19 protein-coding genes, 1 tRNA gene and 1 pseudogene are annotated in these 20,580 nt (G+C 47.0%); 5 read left to right on the top strand and 16 right to left on the bottom strand.

Annotation, left to right across the window (positions count from 1 at the left end; translation table 11 throughout):
• Positions 1-8 precede the first annotated feature (8 nt).
• Positions 9-1,499: a bifunctional phytoene desaturase/3,4-desaturase gene (gene crtID, locus RA156_RS10210; protein WP_306639902.1), complete on the bottom strand. Its 1,491-nt coding sequence runs from the start codon at positions 1,497-1,499 to the stop codon at positions 9-11.
• A 109-nt stretch (positions 1,500-1,608) separates the two neighbouring features.
• Positions 1,609-2,478, bottom strand: coding sequence for a M23 family metallopeptidase (locus RA156_RS10205; RefSeq protein ID WP_306639901.1), 870 nt, complete (start codon positions 2,476-2,478; stop codon positions 1,609-1,611).
• A gap of 336 nt (positions 2,479-2,814) precedes the next feature.
• Here RA156_RS10205 and RA156_RS10200 point away from each other — a divergent pair, with 336 nt between their 5' ends.
• Entirely contained in the window at positions 2,815-3,297 is a 483-nt protein-coding gene (locus RA156_RS10200; protein ID WP_434064841.1) for a glutathione peroxidase, read from the top strand.
• Complete coding sequence (bshB1, locus tag RA156_RS10195) at positions 3,297-4,013, top strand: bacillithiol biosynthesis deacetylase BshB1 (protein ID WP_306639898.1); 717 nt, start codon at positions 3,297-3,299, stop codon at positions 4,011-4,013. Before RA156_RS10200 ends, bshB1 begins: the two co-directional genes overlap by 1 nt.
• Positions 4,014-4,310: 297 nt before the next feature.
• Here bshB1 and RA156_RS10190 read toward each other — a convergent pair whose 3' ends face one another.
• Together RA156_RS10190 and RA156_RS10185 are read right to left on the bottom strand one after the other, a co-directional pair.
• Entirely contained in the window at positions 4,311-5,501 is a 1,191-nt protein-coding gene (locus tag RA156_RS10190; protein ID WP_306639897.1) for a lipopolysaccharide biosynthesis protein, read from the bottom strand.
• Positions 5,498-6,649 (bottom strand): glycosyltransferase, encoded by a 1,152-nt coding sequence (locus RA156_RS10185; RefSeq protein WP_306639896.1) that lies wholly within the window; start codon positions 6,647-6,649, stop codon positions 5,498-5,500. Before RA156_RS10185 ends, RA156_RS10190 begins: the two co-directional genes overlap by 4 nt.
• A gap of 75 nt (positions 6,650-6,724) precedes the next feature.
• On the opposite strand from RA156_RS10185, the gene RA156_RS10180 reads away from it, so the two are divergent.
• Positions 6,725-6,798 (top strand) — tRNA-His (locus RA156_RS10180).
• 192 nt (positions 6,799-6,990) lie between these two features.
• Here RA156_RS10180 and corA read toward each other — a convergent pair.
• The 3 genes from corA to trxB all read right to left on the bottom strand — a co-directional run bounded on the left by corA (position 6,991) and on the right by trxB (position 9,822).
• Positions 6,991-8,088: a magnesium/cobalt transporter CorA gene (corA, locus tag RA156_RS10175; protein WP_306639895.1), complete on the bottom strand. Its 1,098-nt coding sequence runs from the start codon at positions 8,086-8,088 to the stop codon at positions 6,991-6,993.
• A 33-nt stretch (positions 8,089-8,121) separates the two neighbouring features.
• Entirely contained in the window at positions 8,122-8,808 is a 687-nt protein-coding gene (locus RA156_RS10170; protein WP_306639894.1) for a M15 family metallopeptidase, read from the bottom strand.
• 66 nt (positions 8,809-8,874) lie between these two features.
• Positions 8,875-9,822 carry a thioredoxin-disulfide reductase gene (gene trxB, locus RA156_RS10165; protein WP_306639893.1) on the bottom strand — a complete coding sequence of 316 codons (948 nt, stop codon included), beginning with the start codon at positions 9,820-9,822 and terminating at the stop codon, positions 8,875-8,877.
• A 493-nt stretch (positions 9,823-10,315) separates the two neighbouring features.
• Between trxB and RA156_RS10160 the strand changes: the two genes are divergently transcribed.
• A complete protein-coding gene (locus RA156_RS10160) occupies positions 10,316-10,699 on the top strand; it encodes a four helix bundle protein (protein ID WP_306639892.1) in 384 nt (127 codons plus the stop codon).
• A gap of 130 nt (positions 10,700-10,829) precedes the next feature.
• On the opposite strand, the gene RA156_RS10155 is transcribed toward RA156_RS10160, so the two are convergent.
• The 6 genes from RA156_RS10155 to secDF all read right to left on the bottom strand — a co-directional run bounded on the left by RA156_RS10155 (position 10,830) and on the right by secDF (position 17,359).
• A complete protein-coding gene (locus RA156_RS10155) occupies positions 10,830-11,591 on the bottom strand; it encodes an RluA family pseudouridine synthase (RefSeq protein WP_306639890.1) in 762 nt (253 codons plus the stop codon).
• Complete coding sequence (panB, locus tag RA156_RS10150; RefSeq protein ID WP_306639888.1) at positions 11,578-12,393, bottom strand: 3-methyl-2-oxobutanoate hydroxymethyltransferase; 816 nt, start codon at positions 12,391-12,393, stop codon at positions 11,578-11,580. The genes RA156_RS10155 and panB overlap by 14 nt, the downstream gene beginning before the upstream one ends.
• 15 nt (positions 12,394-12,408) lie before the next feature.
• Entirely contained in the window at positions 12,409-12,963 is a 555-nt protein-coding gene (locus RA156_RS10145; RefSeq protein WP_306639886.1) for an alpha-ketoglutarate-dependent dioxygenase AlkB family protein, read from the bottom strand.
• Positions 12,963-13,928 carry a calcium/sodium antiporter gene (locus RA156_RS10140; protein WP_306639884.1) on the bottom strand — a complete coding sequence of 322 codons (966 nt, stop codon included), beginning with the start codon at positions 13,926-13,928 and terminating at the stop codon, positions 12,963-12,965. The genes RA156_RS10145 and RA156_RS10140 overlap by 1 nt, the downstream gene beginning before the upstream one ends.
• Entirely contained in the window at positions 13,929-14,207 is a 279-nt protein-coding gene (locus RA156_RS10135) for a twin-arginine translocase TatA/TatE family subunit (RefSeq protein ID WP_306639882.1), read from the bottom strand. It lies immediately after the preceding gene.
• A gap of 74 nt (positions 14,208-14,281) precedes the next feature.
• Entirely contained in the window at positions 14,282-17,359 is a 3,078-nt protein-coding gene (gene secDF / locus RA156_RS10130) for a protein translocase subunit SecDF (protein ID WP_306639881.1), read from the bottom strand.
• A 129-nt stretch (positions 17,360-17,488) separates the two neighbouring features.
• Here secDF and RA156_RS10125 point away from each other — a divergent pair, with 129 nt between their 5' ends.
• Positions 17,489-18,148: a DUF4159 domain-containing protein gene (locus tag RA156_RS10125; protein ID WP_306639880.1), complete on the top strand. Its 660-nt coding sequence runs from the start codon at positions 17,489-17,491 to the stop codon at positions 18,146-18,148.
• Between the two features lie 192 nt (positions 18,149-18,340).
• Here the strand turns inward: RA156_RS10125 and RA156_RS16660 are convergent.
• The 3 genes and pseudogenes from RA156_RS16660 to RA156_RS10115 form a co-directional block, all read right to left on the bottom strand.
• A pseudogene (locus tag RA156_RS16660) lies at positions 18,341-18,430 on the bottom strand (DUF2752 domain-containing protein); the annotation flags it as partial.
• A 59-nt stretch (positions 18,431-18,489) separates the two neighbouring features.
• Complete coding sequence (locus tag RA156_RS10120; protein WP_306639879.1) at positions 18,490-18,819, bottom strand: CCC motif membrane protein; 330 nt, start codon at positions 18,817-18,819, stop codon at positions 18,490-18,492.
• Positions 18,820-18,852: 33 nt separating this feature from the next.
• A complete protein-coding gene (locus RA156_RS10115; RefSeq protein ID WP_306639877.1) occupies positions 18,853-20,580 on the bottom strand; it encodes a M61 family metallopeptidase in 1,728 nt (575 codons plus the stop codon).

Raw genomic sequence — 20,580 nt, 5'->3', positions numbered from 1 at the left:
TGCCTCACTTAAACAGACATTGCAACCGCTTTCGGAAGCAATTTGTTCAATTCATCTGCCGCAACTTGTCCACTAATCAAGCTAGGAGGTACTCCTGGTCCTGGGGTGGTAAGTTGTCCTGCGTAGTATAAGTTCTTGATCTTCTTGCTTTTAAGCTTTGGCTTAAGGAAAGCAGTTTGATCGAGCGTATTTGCTAGTCCGTAGGCATTGCCTTTGAACGCATTGTAGTCATGCTGGAATTCTTTGTGCGCATACGAACGTTTGAAGGTCACATGCTTTCGAATATCCATTCCGAGGTGCGCTTCGAGTCGGTCCATGATTAACTCGTAGTAGAAATCTCGGGTATCGTCGTTCTCTTTGATTCCAGGAGCCACTGGCATCAAGATGAATACATTCTCTTTTCCTTCAGGAGCTACTGAAGGATCAGTTTTGCTAGGGGTGCATACATAGAACAACGGGTTATCCGGCCATTCCAGTGTATCGTAGATCGCCTCTGCATGTTTACCAAAGTCGGTATCAAAGAAGAGGTTGTGGTGCAATAGTCCAGAGACCTTCTTGTCTACTGCCAAGTAATACAGCAGGCTTGAAGGTGACATCGTACGCTTGTCCCAATATTTTTCGTCGTACTGACGGAATCCTTTCGGAACAATGTTTTGATCAATGTGATGGTAATCAGCTGCGCCTACGACAGCATCACATTCGATTTCATAACCGTTCACTACTACCGCTTTAATCGCGCGCTCTCTGATGACCAAGGTTTCGACGTTTGCGTCGTACTTGAATTCTACACCTTTCTCTTCTGCTAAGGCTACCATGCCTTTCACAATCTCAGACATACCACCCATTGGGTACCACGTACCGAGCTTGCTGTCAGCATAGTTCATCAATGAATACAGCGCTGGTGTTTTCTCTGGCTTAGCACCTAGGAATAGCACCGGGAACTCCAATAGCTGAAGCAACTTAGGGTGTGAGAAATGCTTACGCGCGTAAGCGCTGAACGATTTAAAGAGATTGAGCTTCATGGCATCGCGAGCAATATTGAGCTCGGCAAATTCCATGATAGTATGTGAAGGCTTGAATACGAACTTCGACATTCCGATTTCGTACTTCGTTTTTGCCTCATCCATAAAGATCTCAAGCTGCTTCCCGCTTCCTGGTTCAATGGATTCGAAGAGCGCTTTGAGTTCGTCAAAATCTGCTGGGATATCCACAGGGCCATCTTCGAAGTACACGCGGTAACTCGGGTCGAGTCTTTTAAGCGTGTAGTAGTCGCTGACTTTCTTTCCGAAGCGCGCGAAGTAATCTTCGAACACATCTGGCATCCAGTACCAAGAAGGACCCATATCGAAATGGAAATCCCCGGATGTGAAGTGACGAGCCCGTCCTCCAGGAGAGCTATTCTTCTCGAACACCGTCACTTGATGTCCTTTATCGGCAAGGCTTGTAGCTGCCGCCAATCCTGCGAAGCCTGAACCTATTACCGCGATTTTTGATGTCATGTTTATGTGTTTGGTGATGACCAGCACTAAACATCAAGGTAACGGTAATTGTTCAATAAACCCGGCTAGGATTCTGATTTACAATGGTTTTAAATAAGGGGGGTATAGCTTATCTGATGCGGATTTTTCTTCCGGCGTAGATCGTGCTGTTGCGAGACATACCGTTCAATCTGCAGATGGCAGATACGCTCGTTCCGTAACGACGTGCAATTCCGCTAAGAGTATCTCCTGAACGAATGCGGTGGTACTTGATCGCACGTGCTTCTTTGAGGTAAGCGAAGTGCTCTGCATTCAAGTCCAATTCGTCGATATTCAATTCACCAGTTTCCCAGTTAATGATCAAGTTTGGATCGATCGGCTCGCCCTTGTAACGACACTCGAAGTGCAGGTGAGATCCTGTACTACGGCCAGTGTTTCCACCAAGACCAATGATGTCTCCGGCTTGAACGTAATCACCTGGTTTTACTTTACGAGCGCTCAAGTGAGCGTATAGTGTTTCTAGTCCGTTTGAATGACGAACGACCACTACGTTTCCGTAGGTGCGAGAGTACTGAGCAATACGTACTAGTCCTTCAAAAGCTACCTTTACTGGGTCACCTTTATATAGTTTGATGTCGATTCCATAGTGGTATCGTGCACCACGTTCTCCGAAGTTTGATGTGATTCTTCCGTAGAACGGGGTAGCGTAATCACACTCTTCATGACGAAGGGTCATGTGTACGGTATCCGTTAGTTCACGGTAGTCGAAATCGTACGCGTGAATGTTACGCGTATCCCATTCGCAATAATCATCATATGCGGGGATGTGCATTAGGCTATCATTGATATCCCAGATGCTTTCGTCAGTCAGGGTCTTTTCAGTAACACCTGATTCTTTGCGGCTTTCCTCGAATCCTCCTCCAGTGCTTTGTGCGTAGGAGTTCAACCCTAACAGTAGGAAGAATGAAAGCGTAAGTGTGGTTCCAGTCGTTTTCAACATGCTCTTGCAGATTTGGCAAAAATAGGTTTCAAAGGCTTCCTTATACGCAAGGAAACGCTAAAAGTTCTAAACACGGGGTCGTTGAGATGGCTGGTTCAGGGCCGAGTGAGGTTTGCAGGTTCACTTTGGAATTCAACGATTCACTGTTGAATAAGCGTCGTATTATGCAACTTATTGCCTTGGGTTGGGATTATTAGTGTTGTACTTTTGAACCGCATGAGAACAAGCAGAACGATTCAACTCTTGGCCCTTCCCATTTTCGCTTTCTCGCTCTTGGGAATGTCAGGCATCGACTTGCTCGATGAACCAAAGCAACCTACAGCTGTTGTCGACACTATGAACAAAACACTTCACGACTTTACAGTGGAAACCCTCATGGGGGATTCCTTCGATTTATCTTCCCTCGCAGGGAAAAAGGTAATGGTAGTTAATACCGCTTCTGAATGCGGATTGACTCCTCAGTACGAGCAGCTGCAAGAACTATACAATGAGTATGGAGGTGAGAAGTTCGAGATCATCGGCTTCCCATCAAACGACTTTGCTGGACAAGAGCCAGGATCAAACGAAGAAATCGCAAGCTTCTGTCAAAAGAACTACGGGGTAACTTTCCCGATGATGACGAAAGTAGCGGTGAAAGGGGATAACATTCATCCTGTTTATGCTTGGCTCACTCAGAAGGCACAGAACGGAGTGTCTGATTACGAAGTAAAGTGGAACTTCCACAAGTTCTTGATCGACGAGAAAGGAAACTTGGTGAAGGAAATTCAACCACAAACACTTCCAATCGACGAAGAGATCATTAATTGGTTGAGCGAATAATGAAGCTTGACGTACTAGCATTGGCAGCTCACCCAGATGATGCAGAGATCTCAGCAGGAGGTACTATCGCATCTATGGTGGCATCGGGGAAGAAAGTGGGAATCGTTGATCTCACGCGAGGTGAATTAGGTAGCCGTGGTAGTGCAGACCTGCGCGATCAAGAAGCAGCCGCTTCCGCAAAGATTTTAGGCTTGTCGGCCCGTGAGAACCTACACATGGCCGACGGCTTCTTCCAACACACGGAAGAGAACATTCGTGCGATCATTCGCATGATCAGAAAATACAAGCCAGATATCGTCCTAGCGAATTCCGTAACTGATCGTCACCCAGATCACGGAAAGGGAGCGAAACTTCAGGCTGAAGCTTGTTTTCTCTCTGGCTTACGCCGAATCGAAACAGAACTCGACGGACAAGCACAAGAAGCTTGGCGTCCGAGAGCAGTATACCATTACATTCAAGACTACTTCATCGATCCAGACGTAGTAGTCGACATTTCTGACTTCTACGGTAAGAAGATGGATTCCATCAAAGCCTTCAGCAGTCAGTTCTATGATCCAAACTCAGAAGAACCTGAAACCCCCATCAGCGGAAAAGAGTTCTTCGACTTCATCGAATCACGCGCCATGCAATTCGGAAGACCCATCGGAGCCAAATACGGCGAAGGGTTTACGAGTGCGAGGTTTGTTGGGGTTAGGGATCTTACGACTCTTCTTTAAGGCTTTAGGCGTTAGGCTATAGGCGTTAGTAATACTGTGTAATCCGGATGCCGGATGCCGGACGCCGGAATTAGCATGATTAGTTCGCCTTCGGCTGGATAGCATGATTAGGAGGCTTTAGGCGTTAGGCTATAGGCGTTAGTAATGCTGTGTAATCCGGATGCCGGATGCCGGACGCCGGAATTAGCATGATTAGTTCGCCTTCGGCTGGATAGAAAGATCATGAGAGGCTTTAGGCGTTAGGCTATAGGCTTTAGTAAGTGCCTCAGTTATCGATTATAGTTTATCGATTATTGATTATCGATTAGACCCTCGTCTAAAAAGTATCCCCATGGTGATGAGTTGGATGATATACGCAACACTCGCTGCCATGGCGCCTCCTTCTACACCGTAGTTGGTGATGAGGGGGTAGACAACAATTAAGAGGGCGGCCAGACCGGCACCGGAGCCGATGGTGTTGTTTCTGTGGAGGCCTACGCCGCTGAAGTAATGCGAGTAAATCATACTGCATGCATTGGCGAGGATACCTGGAGAAACCCAGAGAAGTACCCAATAGAGTCCGGCCATTTCTTCGCCGAAAAGCCATTGGTAGAAGCGGTCTGGGAGGGCGAGCATGATTCCGATGAGAACAACGGAGCCCGAGATAGACAGTTTCATAAACTTGCTGGTGAGCTGGCGATTGTAGGCATCGTCGTTGGTGTTGGCGATACGTGCTCCTTGAACAAGGGCGAGGCTCTTTCCAACGTTCCAAATAGATTCACTGGCGTAGAGAGAGAGGGAGTAAATCCCGCTTGCGCTCAGGCCGATGAGCTTTTCTACGATCCAGATATTCGACCGGTAGGTCAATAGTTGAAGGATATTACCCAGTTGAGCATAGCGTCCGAATTTCCAGAGCTCATCGAATGCCGCTCGAGGAGTGATTTCACTAGGCACCATCATGTGCTTCCAACTTGAAAACAGTGCGATGAGGTAGGTCATTCCAAAAGAAACGTAGAGCGCGTTGATGTACGATCTGATTTCAACCGCTTCTGCCCCAAAAATCAAATAGGCCAGCATAGCCGCTAGCCAAAAAGCCTGTAAGGTCACAATCACGTTGAAACGGTGAATTCGTTCTTGTCCGACCAAAATTTGCAGGTGGAAGGTGAACATCGCTTGTAGCCAACCTAAGATCACCACATCGAGGACAAACTCTTCAGGAACAATGGGTACGAGCTGAAAGAAGCCATAGAAGATTCCCGCGATAGCGGTACTCCAAACGTAAGCCGGTAATACTAGCGGACGAGTACCAATGCGTGGCAAAAGATAAACTACGGCACCACCCCCGATGAAGTTGGTGATGGAGACAATCAACAGAATACCAAGCTGCACCAAGGCCGCCGTTCCTTGTCCTTCAGCGCCGATCTTGTTCGTGACCATCAATACGACAGCCACCGTGAACAGCATCACGAGTAGACGGGAAGCCATGCTTGTGGCTACTTTCCATTTCATTTTTGCGCTGCGATTGCTTGGTAATAGACCTGAGAGAAGGCCTCACAAATGGCCTCGTTGCTAAAATGCTTCACGGCATAGGAACGGAGATCATCCCTATTATATTGGTGTTGTAACTGGATGATTGATTGCATGGCCGCCAATAGCTCGCCTTCATTGCCTGGCTGTACCAACATTCCCTTTTCTTGATTCAGGTGCTCACTGATGCCGCCGACGTCACTCGAAATCACGGGAGTTCCTGTAGACCAAGCTTCTCCAATTACACAAGGGAGATTCTCATAATTGCTGAACAAGACGAAGGCATCGCTCTTTTTCATGCGGTCAGCAATCTCTTCAATGGTCTTTTCACCTTCGAAGGAGATCTTATCACTTGGAATATTCAGTGCTTTTGCCTTCTCAATGTGAGGCGTGGTATCACCGTCACCAATGATTTCTAAGAAGACCTTATCGTTCTTCTCGAGCAGCTTGGCAAAGGCATTCAATAATCCACTTACGTTCTTGTGCTGATCAAACAAAGAAGAGACATGCAAGAAGCGGAATGGCCCGTCATGGGTTGATTTACGATCGAAGAGATCAGTATCGACCACGTTCGCTACCGTGTCGTAGCTTCCTTTAACTCCAGCCTTCTCCATGGCAGAAGCCAAGTGTTGTGTGACTGGCAACAGTTTATAGGCGCGTTCTCCCACACCTTTCATCACCTTCAACTCCCAAGGCTTAATGGCGCTATGCGTGTTGTTATGGTAACCTGTCCAGTGTTCAGAAGCTACCAAGGGCACACCCCATTCATCATGAAAATGAATCGCTTGTCGACCAGCTGGGTAAAGAACATTCAAATGAATCAAGTCAGGACGTTCACCACCTTCATCCAGGTATTTATAGACCGCCTTGCGCAAGTACTTCGGGTGTCGAAAATAACGCGGCCATTTCGGAGGGTGATAGAGAATGTACTCTTCGTAATTCCCATCTTTTTGATGCACCCATTCTTCTTCTGAAATCGATGAATCAGCCACAGCGTGCACCACAACTACGTCGTGTTTCAGCGCAACTGCCTGAGCGTGACGCTTTACGAAGTTTCCCAGCGTAGGTTGATTCCGGTCAGGAAACCAGCTTGAAAGGAAGAGGATACGTAGTTTTTTGACTTTTTCCATTTTTCACCCTTCGGGTGGAACTTTTCACGTTGCAAGTAAACAAGAATATTCTTTACTTTGCGCTCCCAAATTATGGTGGCTATAGCTCAGTTGGTTAGAGCGCCGGATTGTGGTTCCGGAGGCCGTGGGTTCAAATCCCATTAGCCACCCTAAGAAGCTCCGAAATGTTCGGGGCTTTTTTTTTGAGGGAGGAACGCGGATTGCGGATCGCGGATTGCGGATTGCGGATCGCGGATTGCGGAACGCGGATCGCGGATTGCGGAACGCGGTATCTCGGTTATAGATTATAGTTTATCGTTTATCGTCTGACTCTCGACCCTAGACTCTCGTCACTTGTCTATTCAAAGCCATTTCTTTCGTCGGAAGAAAATCAACATCCCTATTGTGATCGAGATCATCACCCCCCAGAGTATGAAATAACCATACTTTTCATGTAGCTCCGGTATGTTGTCGAAGTTCATACCATAGACACCGGTGAAGAAGGAGAGAGGAATGAATATGGAAGTGACTACCGTGAGCACCTTCATGACTTCATTCATTTTGTTGCTGGTGCGCGACATGTACAAATCGATGAGTCCTGTGACAGTTTCGCGGTACATATCTAGCATTTCGATGACCTCCTTAATGTGATCGTTCACATCCCTTAAATAGGGAAGCGTCTCAGGAGAGATGAGAGGGTGTTGACTACGTTCCAAAAGCCCAACGTTATCACGCAGTGGGATGATGGTTCTTCGCATTTGTAACAGCTGTTTTTTCATCTTCATAAGACGCGACATATGGACTTCGCGAGGTTCGCGCATGATGTCAGCCTCCAGCCTTTCGATTCGATCAGCGATTTTTTCTGCAGCAACGAAATATTGGTCAACGACAGTATCAATCATTCGGTAGACGAGGAAATCTCCTTTGCGCTGTCTCAATTGCCCTTTTCCACTAATGATACGGTTGCGCAGTCCATCGAAAATATCACCAGGTCGGTCTTGGAATAGTAAGACATGTCCCGGACCTAAGACGAAGCTTACTTGTTCAAAGGTGATTCCTCTGCGTGTTTCACTCCACTGGAGCATTTTGAGAGAGAAGAATAACAGGTTACCAAATACCTCAGAAGTTGGTCGCTGCGTGGTGTCCAGGATATCTTCCAGCATCAATGCATGGATTCCGAAGTTCTTTCCCATTTCTCCCACGATCTCCGCTTTGTGAATTCCAAAAAGCGTGACCCAGGCTACACCTTCAGTTTTTGCCAATTCAGCCGCTTCACTTACGGTAGCAATTTCGTGTTGCTGGGCACCTTCCGAAGTGTAAGTGATCACTTCTAAATGTGGTTCAAAGTTTTGAGGTTTCCCGATGAAGACCAGCGCTCCTGGAGGGAGACCAGCTTTCTGTGCTCCACCTGATACACCAGCCTTGTCGGAATTATTGATTTCCTTCAGTTTATCTTCCATTGGCCTTAAGATGCAGTTTTTTCTTGGGTCGTCCTAGTCTTCTACTCCATTGACGTAGTCTGTGATGACACCAATTTCGCCCGCAACTTCAGATCCGGGGAATCCTTCGATGTCTTCTTCAAGCACCAACGCGTTGTATTGATCTAGGAATACGCTTGACAATGGCATGTACGACCAATGCCACTTTTCTTCGTTGTATCCTGTGCGTCCGGTGATTTCTTTATTCGAGTAGACCTGCCTGAATCCATATTTCCAAGCATTGAGGTTCAACCAGTCATATACTCTAGCCCCTTCCGCGCTAGCGAACCAATCATTACTAAGCGAACACAAATCAATATCCGTACCCCAGTGGTGGCGTGAAGTGCCTGGCATAGAGCTGTAAGTCATGATGTCGACAGCCTTGTCAATGTCTTGCCAACCCATATAACGCGGACGATCCCACTTGCGCTCCCAAATGCCGCGTTGGTAATCAAAGTTTCGTGTAGCGCTGAGTATTTGAAGGTTTATCCCAGCCTTCCATGCTTCTTCATACATGCGTTCGTAGGCTTCATACACTTCTTGACGAAGGTAGATGTTGTGTTTACTCGTGTACTTGGAATCGATTCGGACAAAGTCAGGATGGGTCGATGGATCGAACTGTCCGAGTAATTCTTCTTTCGAGAGGGCTTGGGAATAGCCAGTGATCGAAATGAGTAGAAACAAAAAAGCCACGTATCGCATATCCCAAACGTAGCAAAAATGCTGCCGTTTCGGACAAGCGAACGTGGCTTTCGAAATATTCTAAGCTTAGTCAGCCATTGCTGCCAAGTATCGCTCTGCGTCAAGAGCTGCCATACAACCTGTACCCGCAGCAGTAACTGCCTGACGGTAAACGTTGTCAGCGGCATCTCCAGAAACGAATACACCAGGTACGTTCGTTTGCGCTGTACCCGCTTTGTTGATGATGTATCCTGTTTCATCCATATCAAGCCATCCTTTGAAGATGTCAGTATTTGGCTTGTGACCAATCGCTACGAAGAACCCAGTTACGTCAAGCGTTGTTTCTTCGCCCGTCTGGTTGTTCTTGATCAATGCTCCTTCAACACCTTCGGCACCAAGTACTTCTTGTGTTTCGTGGTTGAACAATACTTCGATATTCTCCGTGTTCATCACACGGTGCTGCATGGCCTTCGACGCACGCATGTGGTCTTTACGAACGATCATGTACACCTTACGACAAAGCTTAGCGAGGTAAGTAGCTTCTTCAGCCGCTGTATCTCCAGCTCCGACGATGGCAACGTCTTGACCGCGGTAGAAGAACCCGTCACAAACGGCACATGCAGAAACACCTCCACCCGCATCACGCAGACGAATCTCAGATTCTAATCCAAGCCACTTCGCAGACGCTCCTGTAGAAATGATCACAGAATCAGCACTTACTACGTGCTTACCGTTATCAATTTCAACGTAGTGCTTAGGTCCAGAGAAATCAACCTTAGTCACCCATCCAGTGCGCACGTCGGTATCAAAACGCTCCGCTTGCTTCTGAAGATGGATCATCATCTCAGGTCCTGAAACCCCTTCAGGGTATCCAGGGAAGTTGTCTACATCTGTAGTTTCTGTCAACTGACCACCAGGCTGCAGTCCTTGGTAAAGAACTGGCTTTAGGTCAGCACGCGCAGCATAGATCGCCGCAGTATATCCAGCAGGTCCTGATCCAATGATCAGGCAGTGTACGTGTTCATTCGCTTCCATTGCAATTCACTTTTCAGACGGCAAATGTAATTAATCACTTGGGTTTGGAGGTCACAAAAGTGTCTCGAAGGAGGGTTCCTTTTTCCGGCGTCCGGCGTCCGGCGTCCGTTTTTTTCTCTGAGGTTCTTTATTCCGGCGTCTGGCGTCTGGCGTCCGTTTTTCTTCTGAGGTTCTTTATTCCGGCTTCCGGCTTCCGGCTTCCGGCTTCCGGCGTCCGGCGTCCTTTTTTTTTTCTCTGAGGTTCTTTATTCCGGCTTCCGGCTTCCGGCGTCCGTTTTTTTTTCTCTGAGGTTCTTTATTCCGGCGTCTGGCGTCCGGCGTCTGTTTTTTTCTCAAGGATTCGCATCCTTTTCACGAGACCTTACTTGAATTAGGCGCCGATCGTAGGCCTGATTACTATATCTATTAACGCGAGTGAACTTTTGACCTACGCGAACAAAGTCGTTGTAGGTTGAGGAATTTTCTGTGTTACCTTCATCTCAAACATTAAATGATGGCTACTACTTACGAAGACCTACGGGTCTGGAAAAGTGCTCGGAAACTGACGAGCCGAATTTTCGCAATTACTAATTCTCCTGAATTGCTCAACCAACTACCAGCCTTGAATGATCAAATCCAACGCGCTGCGGTCTCTATTGCTTCTAACATATGTGAAGGTGCAGGAAGAGAAACTCCCGCTGATTTCAAAAGGTTCTTGGATATAGCTACTGGGTCATGTTATGAACTGAGATGTCAATTACACATCTACGGAGACCAAGGTTTGATTGATGAAGAAACATTGACAGAGCTGCTAGAGGAAGCTGAAGGCATCAGCAAGATGCTCCACGGATTACGAGAACACCTAAAAGTCAAAAAGAACGGAATCCCACTGAAGTAGCAGAAGATAAACGAGCTACAATATTTTGGGATCGAAATTTAGAAAAACAAACAACGGGAGCCGAAGTAAGAAACGGATGCCGGACGCCGGAGAAAGAATGGATGCCGGACGCCGGACGCCGGAGTTAAGCCTAACTCCCCATTTCAACTTTCAAAAACTCATCCCACAACACATCATCCGGCGGAGGAGCTACGATGCACATTGGGGTTTTTCGGACGGGATGGATGAATTCAATCTTTCGGGCGTGAAGGTGAATCGATGCGTTTTCATTGGTGCGTCGAGCGCCGTATTTGATGTCGCCTTTGATAGGGGCGCCGATACTCGAGAGGGTGGCGCGGATCTGGTGGTGACGACCAGATTTTGGGTAAACTTCTACGAAGTGGTAATGGTCGGTTTTGCCAACCACTTTGTAGCGTAGCTCACTTTCTTTTCGGCCATTGCCTGGCTCGTCGTGAGCGTAGCTTTTATTTTGCTTCTCGTTCTTCTTCAGGTAATTGATGATGTGGTCTTCAATCTTTGGTGGTCCAGGACGAGTGCAGGCCCAGTAGGTCTTTTGCATCTCGCGGTACTTGAACATATTGACCAGGCGATTGAGGGCCTTGGTGGTGCGGGCGTAAAGAATCACTCCACTTACCGGTCGGTCTAGTCGATGAACTGTTCCGATGAAAGCTTTACCAGGTTTGTTGTACTTGATACGAACGTATTCCTTCACCACATCGCATAGCGTGGCGTCACCTGAGATATCGCTTTGCACGATATCTGAGTTGCGCTTGTTGACCGCGATGATATGATTGTCTTCATAGAGCACTTGGAGGTTGTGCTCATTGCTCATGATGATCGGCTCCCGAGGGATCTGAGTGAAAGGCGTACGTTTCAAATTAGTATTGCTCACTTTCGTTCGGGAAGTCTTCTGATTTCACATCATCAATGTATTGGCGAACAGCATTCACCATTTGGTCACCCATGTCGCTGTAACGACGAAGGAAACGTGGACTAAACTCTTGGGTAATTCCGAGCATATCGTGCACGACCAAGACTTGTCCATCTACATCTCCACCAGCACCAATACCAATGACTGGAACTGAAACTGACGCAGCGACTTTTGCAGCGAGTTCAGCAGGAATCTTCTCCAATACAATGGCGAAGCATCCAACTTCATCAAGCATTTTCGCGTCTTGCAAGAGGCGTTCTGCTTCTTCATCTTCACGTGCTCGTACGACGTAAGTTCCAAACTTATAGATCGATTGTGGCGTGAGCCCTAGGTGCCCCATGACAGGAATACCTGCGGTAAGGATTCGTGTGATCGATTCTTTGATCTCCGATCCACCTTCTAGCTTCACCGCGTGCGCACCACTTTCTTTCATGATGCGAATCGCAGATTGCAATGCTTCTTTCGAGTTCCCCTGGTAAGTACCGAAAGGAAGATCAACCACCACCAACGATCGTTTGATTCCTCGCATCACGGATGATGCGTGATAGATCATTTGATCAAGGGTAATCGGAAGCGTAGTTTCATGTCCTGCCATCACGTTCGAAGCGGAGTCACCTACGAGGATGACATCCATACCAGCTTGATCGATGATGCGGGCCATTGAGTAATCGTAAGCAGTCAGCATTGAGATCTTCTCGCCTTTCTGCTTCATTTCCTTCAGCACCTGAGTGGTGATGCGTTTATGCTCTTTATTCACAGACATAGAACAAATGTACGGTTATGCAATGATTCTTCGGAAGGTCAGGTTGATTCGGGCTTCATGCACACGAGCGCGTTTCGGAATCATGTGTTCATATCGTTCTTGCATATGCTTCATTAACAACAGCGATCGATCTTCCAATTCGATGTCGAACTTCTCCTTCGTTTCTTTCTCGCGCATGCGGAACGTTCGGCTAGTGCCGAAACTTACGCTGGCAATTACCTGATGATCAATTTCTTTCTCATTGTCTCGGTGCCATCCCATGTGGTCTTGTCCGTCGCGATAGTAGTTCAATAAAACAGCGTTGAATTCAAATTTCGCTAGCGCGGAAAGGCGTACTCGCAATGATTCAAGAAAGTCTGGAAATGCCTGTTCCTCCCACTGGATACTTGAGTAACGATAAGGAGGACCATACCACGCAGTCAATCGAGGTTCTTGAAAGACCTTACCGTACATCTTGATGTCGTTTTGACGCCATGAAACACGATTGATCAAATCGTCTAGCGTTAAGTCTTCAACGAAGTAAGGGTAGTATTCCGCGCTAGCGTGACCATCTGAAAGAACCAACTCCATCAGAAAAGAACAAGCGCGATGTAGACGATGTAGATAGCAACGAGCAAGATGCCGTTCCAACGTACAATCTTGTAGCCCATGCGTATCAATGGGAAGATGAGAAGCGCGATACCCAGCATCCACCAAACATCGTTAGCGAGTAAGGCGCCATCAACGGGTAGCGGCTTAACTATCGACGTAATACCAATCACTGAAAGGATATTGAAGATGTTCGATCCAATCAGGTTCCCGATAGAGATATCCGTCTGATGACGCAGTGCAGCAATCACAGAAGCCACAAGCTCTGGGACACTCGTTCCGAAAGCAACGATGGTTACTCCAATGACATAATCACTGACTCCAAGTGATTTGGCGATTCCGCTCGCTCCGCCAACGAACCAATTCGATCCGAAGTAAAGTCCAATACACCCTGCTATCACAAATCCAGTGAGGAGGAGGTAGGATCGCTTTTTGAACCCTTCGAACTCATCTGCATCCGTCTCGAATTCTTTGGCAGCGTCAGCTTCGAGCTGCTTTTTACGTTCAATTCGTGAACGGCGGATCAGCACTAAGATGAAGGCGATCATCAAGCCGACTAAGATCCCACCTTCATAAGCTGCCAGTTCACGATCCCACATGAAGAAGATGAAGAGCAGCGTCATGGCAACCATCACGGGACCATCAAAACGCAACACACCACGGCTTACAGGGATGGGGTAGATGATGGCGGTTATTCCAAGGACAAGCGCTAGGTTCGCGATGTTAGAACCCACCACGTTTCCGATCGAAAGTCCGGGGTTTCCTTCAAGGGCTGCTGTGACCGAAGCAAAGAGTTCAGGAGCAGAGGTTCCAATCGAAACAACAGTAAGACCAACAATCAGGGGAGGGATGTCTGCTTTCAAAGCAATTCCGGCAGCGCCGCGAACCAAGACTTCACCGCTGGCTACCAAGACAACCAATCCGGCAATGAGCAGAACAATATCCATTTAGCTAAGCGGGTCTTTGGATTTGTCAGTGACGTTTTTGATTTCCTCCTCGATATTTCGAGTGGCATCTTTTACGCCATTGTTCAGTTCCCCGGCGTTCTTCATGACTTCTTTCTTGATGTCGTCAGAAGTATTCATGATTTCCCGTTGGATATCGCTAGAGGCTTCACGGAATCCTCTAACCGCTTTCCCCATAGTTTGGGCAAGCGAGGGAATACCTTTGGCTCCGAAGAGTAAAAGGTAGATCACGAAAATGAGGATAATCTCGTTTGTTCCCATAGTACAAAGGTAGCAAAAGGGCCCGCCTAATCGAGCCCTTTTAACCTATGTTTAGCCTTACGGCAAAGTTTCAATTACTTCTTCTTACCTGCGAGGTCTTTTGTGAAGTCAAGAACCGAAGGAGTCGCGATGAAGATCGATGAGTAAGTACCCACGATTACACCCACCATCAAGGCGAATACGAATCCTTTGATGTTATCTCCACCTAGGATGAAGATGGTAAGAAGTACAACGAATGTAGAAAGAGAAGTATTCACTGTACGGCTCAATGTGCTGTTCAGTGCGTTGTTCATGATCTCTTTCGCTTCGTGCTTGTTTCCGTAGAGTCCGAGGTACTCACGAATACGGTCGAATACAACCACCGTATCGTTAATCGAGTAACCAATTACCGTCAGGATAGCTGCGATGAACGCTTGGTCAATCTGCATGCTGAACGGAAGGATACCATAGAAGATCGAGAATAGCGATAGTACGATGATCACATCGTGCGCCATAGCGATCAAGGCTCCAAGACCGAACTGCCATCTGCGGAAACGGAATACGAGGTAAAGGAAGATAACCAACAACGAGAAGATCGTTGCGTACATCGCTCCACGTGTGAAGTCATCTGACATACTGCTATCTACCTTCTGGTATGATGGCTTCGTGTAAGGAACATTCAACTGGCTGAGAGCCGAGTCAAAAGCGTCATTGATCTTCTGGTCAACGTCATCTCCAGTGTAGTCTACCAAGTAGTTTGTAGTCACACGGATCTTCGCATCACTTTCAGTGGTCTGTACTTTTGGATTTCCTTCAACACCATTTTCAGTGAACGCTTCACGTAGGTAACCACGTGCTTCTTCCAAGTCGATTGGTTGTTCGAAGAGAATATCTACGGTTGTTCCACCTGTGAATTCAGTACCGTAGTCTAGTCCGCGGCTCACCAATGAACCGATACCAGCTGCGATGATGATTCCTGAAACAACGTAGAAGATACGACGCTTTCCAACGAAGTCAATCTTCGTCTTAGTGAACCAGTTCTTTGTTGTTTCTGTGTAGAAAGACAAAGCTTTCTTGTTCTCCATGCGCGTGAAGAAGATCAGACGTGTCAACACGATCGCAGAGAATAGCGATGTGAAGATACCGATGATCAAGGTCGTTGCGAAACCACGGATAGGACCAGAACCAAATGCGTAAAGAACGATCGCTGTGAAAAGCGTTGTCAAGTTGGCATCGATGATGGCAGAGTACGCTTTCGCGTAACCTTCTTTCACCGCTAGGTTCATTCCTTTACCTCCGCGCATCTCTTCACGAATACGCTCATAGATAAGTACGTTGGCATCTACCGCCATACCGATCGTAAGAACGATACCAGCGATACCAGGAAGTGTCAATGCTGCACCAAGTGAAGCAAGGGCACCGATCAGGAAGAACAGGTTGGCGATCAACGCGATGTCTGATACCAAACCAGCTCCTTTGTAGTAGAACACCATGTAAACAAGGATCACTAACAATGCGATCACGAATGACCAAAGACCAGCGTTGATGTTTTCTTCACCAAGCTCAGGACCAATCGTTACTTCGTTTACAATCTTCGCTTTCGCAGGAAGTGAACCAGCCTTTAGTAGACCAGCCAGGTCTTCTGCATCAGCGAATTTATCTTGTGCATTTTCTCCAGATCCCATCTGGATTTCTGAACTACCACCTGTGATAGGCGAGTTCACAGAAGGAGCAGAGTATACAAGGTCGTCAAGTGTAACAGCGATCTGACGGTTACCGTCGTTCGCAGCTTCTGTGGTCATTGCTGCCCAAGTAGCTGTACCCTCGCTGTCCATCTTCATCGTAACAACTACGTCACCAATCTGATCGTATCCAACGCGAGCGTCAACGATAGTCTTACCGTCAAGCTTTGCTTTTCCTTTTCCTGAGTCGTCGCGAATAGCGTAAAGTGCAGAAACCAATCCGTTTGGTTCAGCTTCCCACATCAACTTCAAGTTTGGACCAAGCTCAGCCTGTGCTTCTGGCATAGCCAACATTTTGTTGATCTCAGTGATATCACGAGTCAATGCTTGACCAACGATGATGCTGCGTGTTTGAATCTGTGGATTCAACATTACGAACAGAGGAGAACGTTTACGCTGTTCCTCTATTGACATGGTTGAATCTGGAGCAGCTTCATCTATATCAAGGGAGTCAGCATCAGCCATTTCCTCTCCGTCAACAGCGTCTTCAACCGCATCTACCACTGCGTCAACAGCGTCTTCAACAGCATCAGCAACATCTTCTCCTATGTTGTCGTTTGTTTCGTCTTCATCAAACAATTCAGGGTACTTCGCCTGCGCAATGGCGTTGTTCGCAGCAACAAGGCGTTCGAATACGGTCTTACCGTTCACCTGATCGTCGTTGTAGTATGTTTCCCAGAATTCAAGATTCGCAGTCGCCTTAAGGTTCTCACGAATACGCTCTGGATCATCAACACCTGGAAGTTCAACTAGGATACGACCTGTAAGTGATAGCTTCTGCACGTTAGGCTGTGCTACACCGTACTGGTCAATACGCTTACGAATGATGTTTTCCGAGTTGTTGATCGCCGTCTCAGCTTCGTTACGAAGTACTTCGATGATCTCATCGTCCGTACTCTTTGCTGGGAATAGGTCTTTGTTTTCCATGTTGTGGAAGATGCGCCATAGTTCCACCGGACTTCCCTGTGCTTCCCAAGCGTCAGCGAATAGGGAAACGAAATCGGTGTTAGCATTCTTCTGTTCAACTCGCGCCGCTTCAATGGCAGCAAGGAAATCAGCATTATCGGAATAGTCACTCAATGCGATGATCAACTCATCGATAGCAACTTCTAGCGTCACGCTCATACCTCCCTGAAGGTCTAGTCCGAGGTTGAGCTCATTCGCCTTCACCTTCTTGTACGTGTGACCGAAAACTGGGTAGATCTCAGCATTCGCTGAATCGCGAAGGAATTCACGAGCTTCAGCATCTGCTACAGATTCTTTCTCTGCTGCGGTAATCGCACCAGCGTTTTCCAGAGAATCAGCAACGAACGCACCGTGTACCTGAGCCGTTGCCTCGAAGCGGTTAGCTACGAAGTTGAACGATAAAATGTATACCGTTGCAAGGGCTAGCAGGATGGTGAAGAGCAATACAGCACTCTTGTTCTGCATGGGTTTTTAAGGTTTAATTTTTGCGAGGCGCAAATATATAAATTCGTTAGCGGAAAAGCTACCCCCATTTAGAGGCACGAACTTTACGCCGAGTTTCGTTATTGTCATTGTGGTACGTAACTTTGTTTTATGCGTTTCAAAATTCTTGGATTCTTCTTGCTTTTCTTTGTCTTGAGCGGCTTTCAGCCTGCTTCATGGCAAGTGGCTGTGTTGAAGTATAGCGGAGGCGGCGATTGGTACGGAAACCCTACCAGTGTGCCCAATCTCGTTGAGTGGTGTAATGAGAACCTTGGAATGAATATCGGAGACGATGTTCCCTACGTTGAGGTCGGCAGCCCTGATCTATTTAATTATCCATTCGTCCACATGACCGGACATGGAAACGTGGTTTTTTCGGCTTCAGACGCTGAGAATCTTCGGAATTATCTGACATCAGGTGGCTTCCTTCATATCTCCGACAACTACGGAATGGACAAATTCATACGTCCGCAAATGAAGAAGGTCTTTCCTGAACTTGATTTCGTTGAACTTCCTTTCGATCATCCAATTTACCATCAGAAGTTCGATTTGGAATCTGGACTTCCGAAAGTGCATGAACACGATAACGGAGCGCCGAAAGGATTAGGCATCATCTACGAAGGCAGATTGGTCTGTTTCTATGATTTCGAATGTGACCTCGGAGATGCTTGGGAAGACTGGGAGGTACACAAAGATCCAGACGAACTTCGCCAAGAGGCATTTGAGATGGGAGCGAACATGCTCCAATATGTCTTTATGGGTGAAGAATAACTAGACCGGACAAGGAATCACCCCGGTCAATTTCAAGATCCAATTTCCTAGAATGACAACGCCTGCAATGATGTAGGCCGCTTTGGCGATGACGATAAATAGATCTGCTTTGCGCCACATAAATAGGAAGGAAAAACAAATACCAACGAGCAAAGGGAGAAGCCCTGGGTAGTAAATGAAACTATCCACGAAATTACCTTCGAAAAGAGAGAGCACAGATCGTTGCAATCCGCAACCTGGACAGTCCACTCCAAGGTGTTTTTTCGTGAGGCACTCAAGCATATTCAAAGAAACAAAAAATGGGGCCTAGGCCCCATTTCAAGTTTGTTAAAGTCTGGAGTTTAGTATCCAGAGTTTTGCATTTCTTCCCAAGGCATCATTGAGAATGCAGCTCCCATGAACACCACGTAGATGATCACGAAGATAAATGCTAGAGCACTCAAAATGAGTCCGATGATAGAGCATACACGTCCAGCTTTGCTCAGCTTGTACGATTGCTCTGTGTAAGCTTCTGGGTTGGCAGCGTATTCCTTTTTGTCTTTTCCTGAGATTACTAATCCGATGATTCCAGTGATCAATCCAACTAGTCCGGCGAATAGGCAGCTCCCTACAATTGAAATAATTCCAAGAACAAGTGACGCGGTTGCGTTCGAAAGTGATTTTTGTTCCATTGTTTAGTGTTTTGGCGTAATTATGAGTTGAATCTAAGCCTTTTTTTCAAGCCATGCCCATTTCTGGAAGGCTTCGTTCGCTGATTCTTTCCGCTTCAAAGAAACTCGCGGATAGTATACATCTCTATCCAGTTCGATTTCAGCTTCATACAAGGCGCGGTCGCGAATGAATGCGATGGTCTTGTCTCTTCCAGTGAATTGAATTCGCTCATTAATCAATTCATCAACCAAAATTCCGTTCAATGAAATCAGCTCATCACCGCGTCCTAATCCTGCGCGGTCTCCGGGAGAATCAGGCCACACATCGTGTACTTTAACCTTACCGTTGCTATTGAAGTGGAAGACCCCCGTCTGTTGCATGAAGGTGTTGTCATCATACATGTCAAATGAAATCCCGAGGTAATCTAATGCTGAGTTCAAGTGCTCCGTATAGTCATCCGTGCCGTAGATCAGTTGATCGAAAATCACATTCAGATCTTTCCCAGCAACTTCCGTTACAGCGTTTCGGTAGTCAGCTTCTGTGTATCCTTCTCCTTTCAGTCCGAATCGTTCGTACATGATTTTCATGACATCATCCAATGAACGTTCATTGTTAGTAGATCGCATGATTTCAACGTCGGTCATGAACGCCGTCAGACATCCTTCAGTATAAATCGAAACCTTGCGATGAGGAATACCCGCTTGGTATCCATCCAGCCATGTATCAAAGCTGCTATCAGCCACACTCAAATTCAAACGACCAGGATTGTGCAAATGGCGTTGAATCTGTCCTGCAAGAAGCGAGAGATACTTCTGCTCATTAAATACTTGCGAACGATAGAGGTAGAGATCACCGTAATAAGTTGTGACTCCTTCAGCTACATACCCTAAACGACTGTAATTCTCCTTCGAGAAGTCGTATGGCATCATTTCTTTCGGACGGATACTCTTGATATTCCATGTGTGATAGAGCTCGTGGCAGGAAATCCCTAGCATTTCATCATAGCCATCTACTTTCATGAGTTTCTCTGCCGGACCAAGTGCAATGACCGTTGAATTCTCATGTTCTACACCGTGACGCGTAGCATGATCTGGGAAATGGAAAATGAAATGGTAATCGTCACAAGGAATCGAACCAAAGGCAGCCAATTGTGCTTTGGTGAAGGCTTCAAACTCCTGAAGCAAACGCGATTCATCTAAACGATGACGCCCTTGTATCCAAATGTGATACTGCTTTCCGTCCACCTCATAAGTGCGCTCCCATAAATCTGGCGAGGCAATGAACGGACAGTCCATCACTTCTTGAACATCCTTAGCGAACATCGTGTTGCCTTCGACCTTCATGCCTGTGGCTAGACGAAAATCTTCTTCCATCTCTACCGTAATCTCATACGGCGTGTCTTGCTGATCAGGCAAGTAAAGGAAGCAATTGACCGGATTCACATAAATCTGATCAGCGTCCACCCATGTAGATCCTGCGTTCAATTCAGCAGCATAATAATCGTAGCGCACTACAATTGAATCATGACCGTCGCAGTTGACTTGCCAGGTGTCTTTGCCTGTTTTAACCGCGTTGATTTTTTTCTCGCTATCGCTCGGAACGCTGACGCTTAGGCTACGGATGTTTCGAGCGAAGTTGCCCAATTCATAACGTCCCGGACGCCATGCTGGCAGTTGCAAGGTGAGTTCCTTTCTTCCTCCTGTTGGAATATGAGCTTCCAGATCGAGGTAGCGAGAATGAGGCTTTTCCGACCAAACGCGGTAAGTAATCTTTTGGGCCAT

The organism is Sanyastnella coralliicola (genome assembly GCF_030845195.1).
In the GTDB taxonomy this organism is placed as follows: domain Bacteria; phylum Bacteroidota; class Bacteroidia; order Flavobacteriales_D; family Sanyastnellaceae; genus Sanyastnella; species Sanyastnella coralliicola.
The sequence above is the reverse complement of the archived record's forward strand: the minus strand, read 5'-3'. Positions and strand labels throughout refer to the sequence as shown.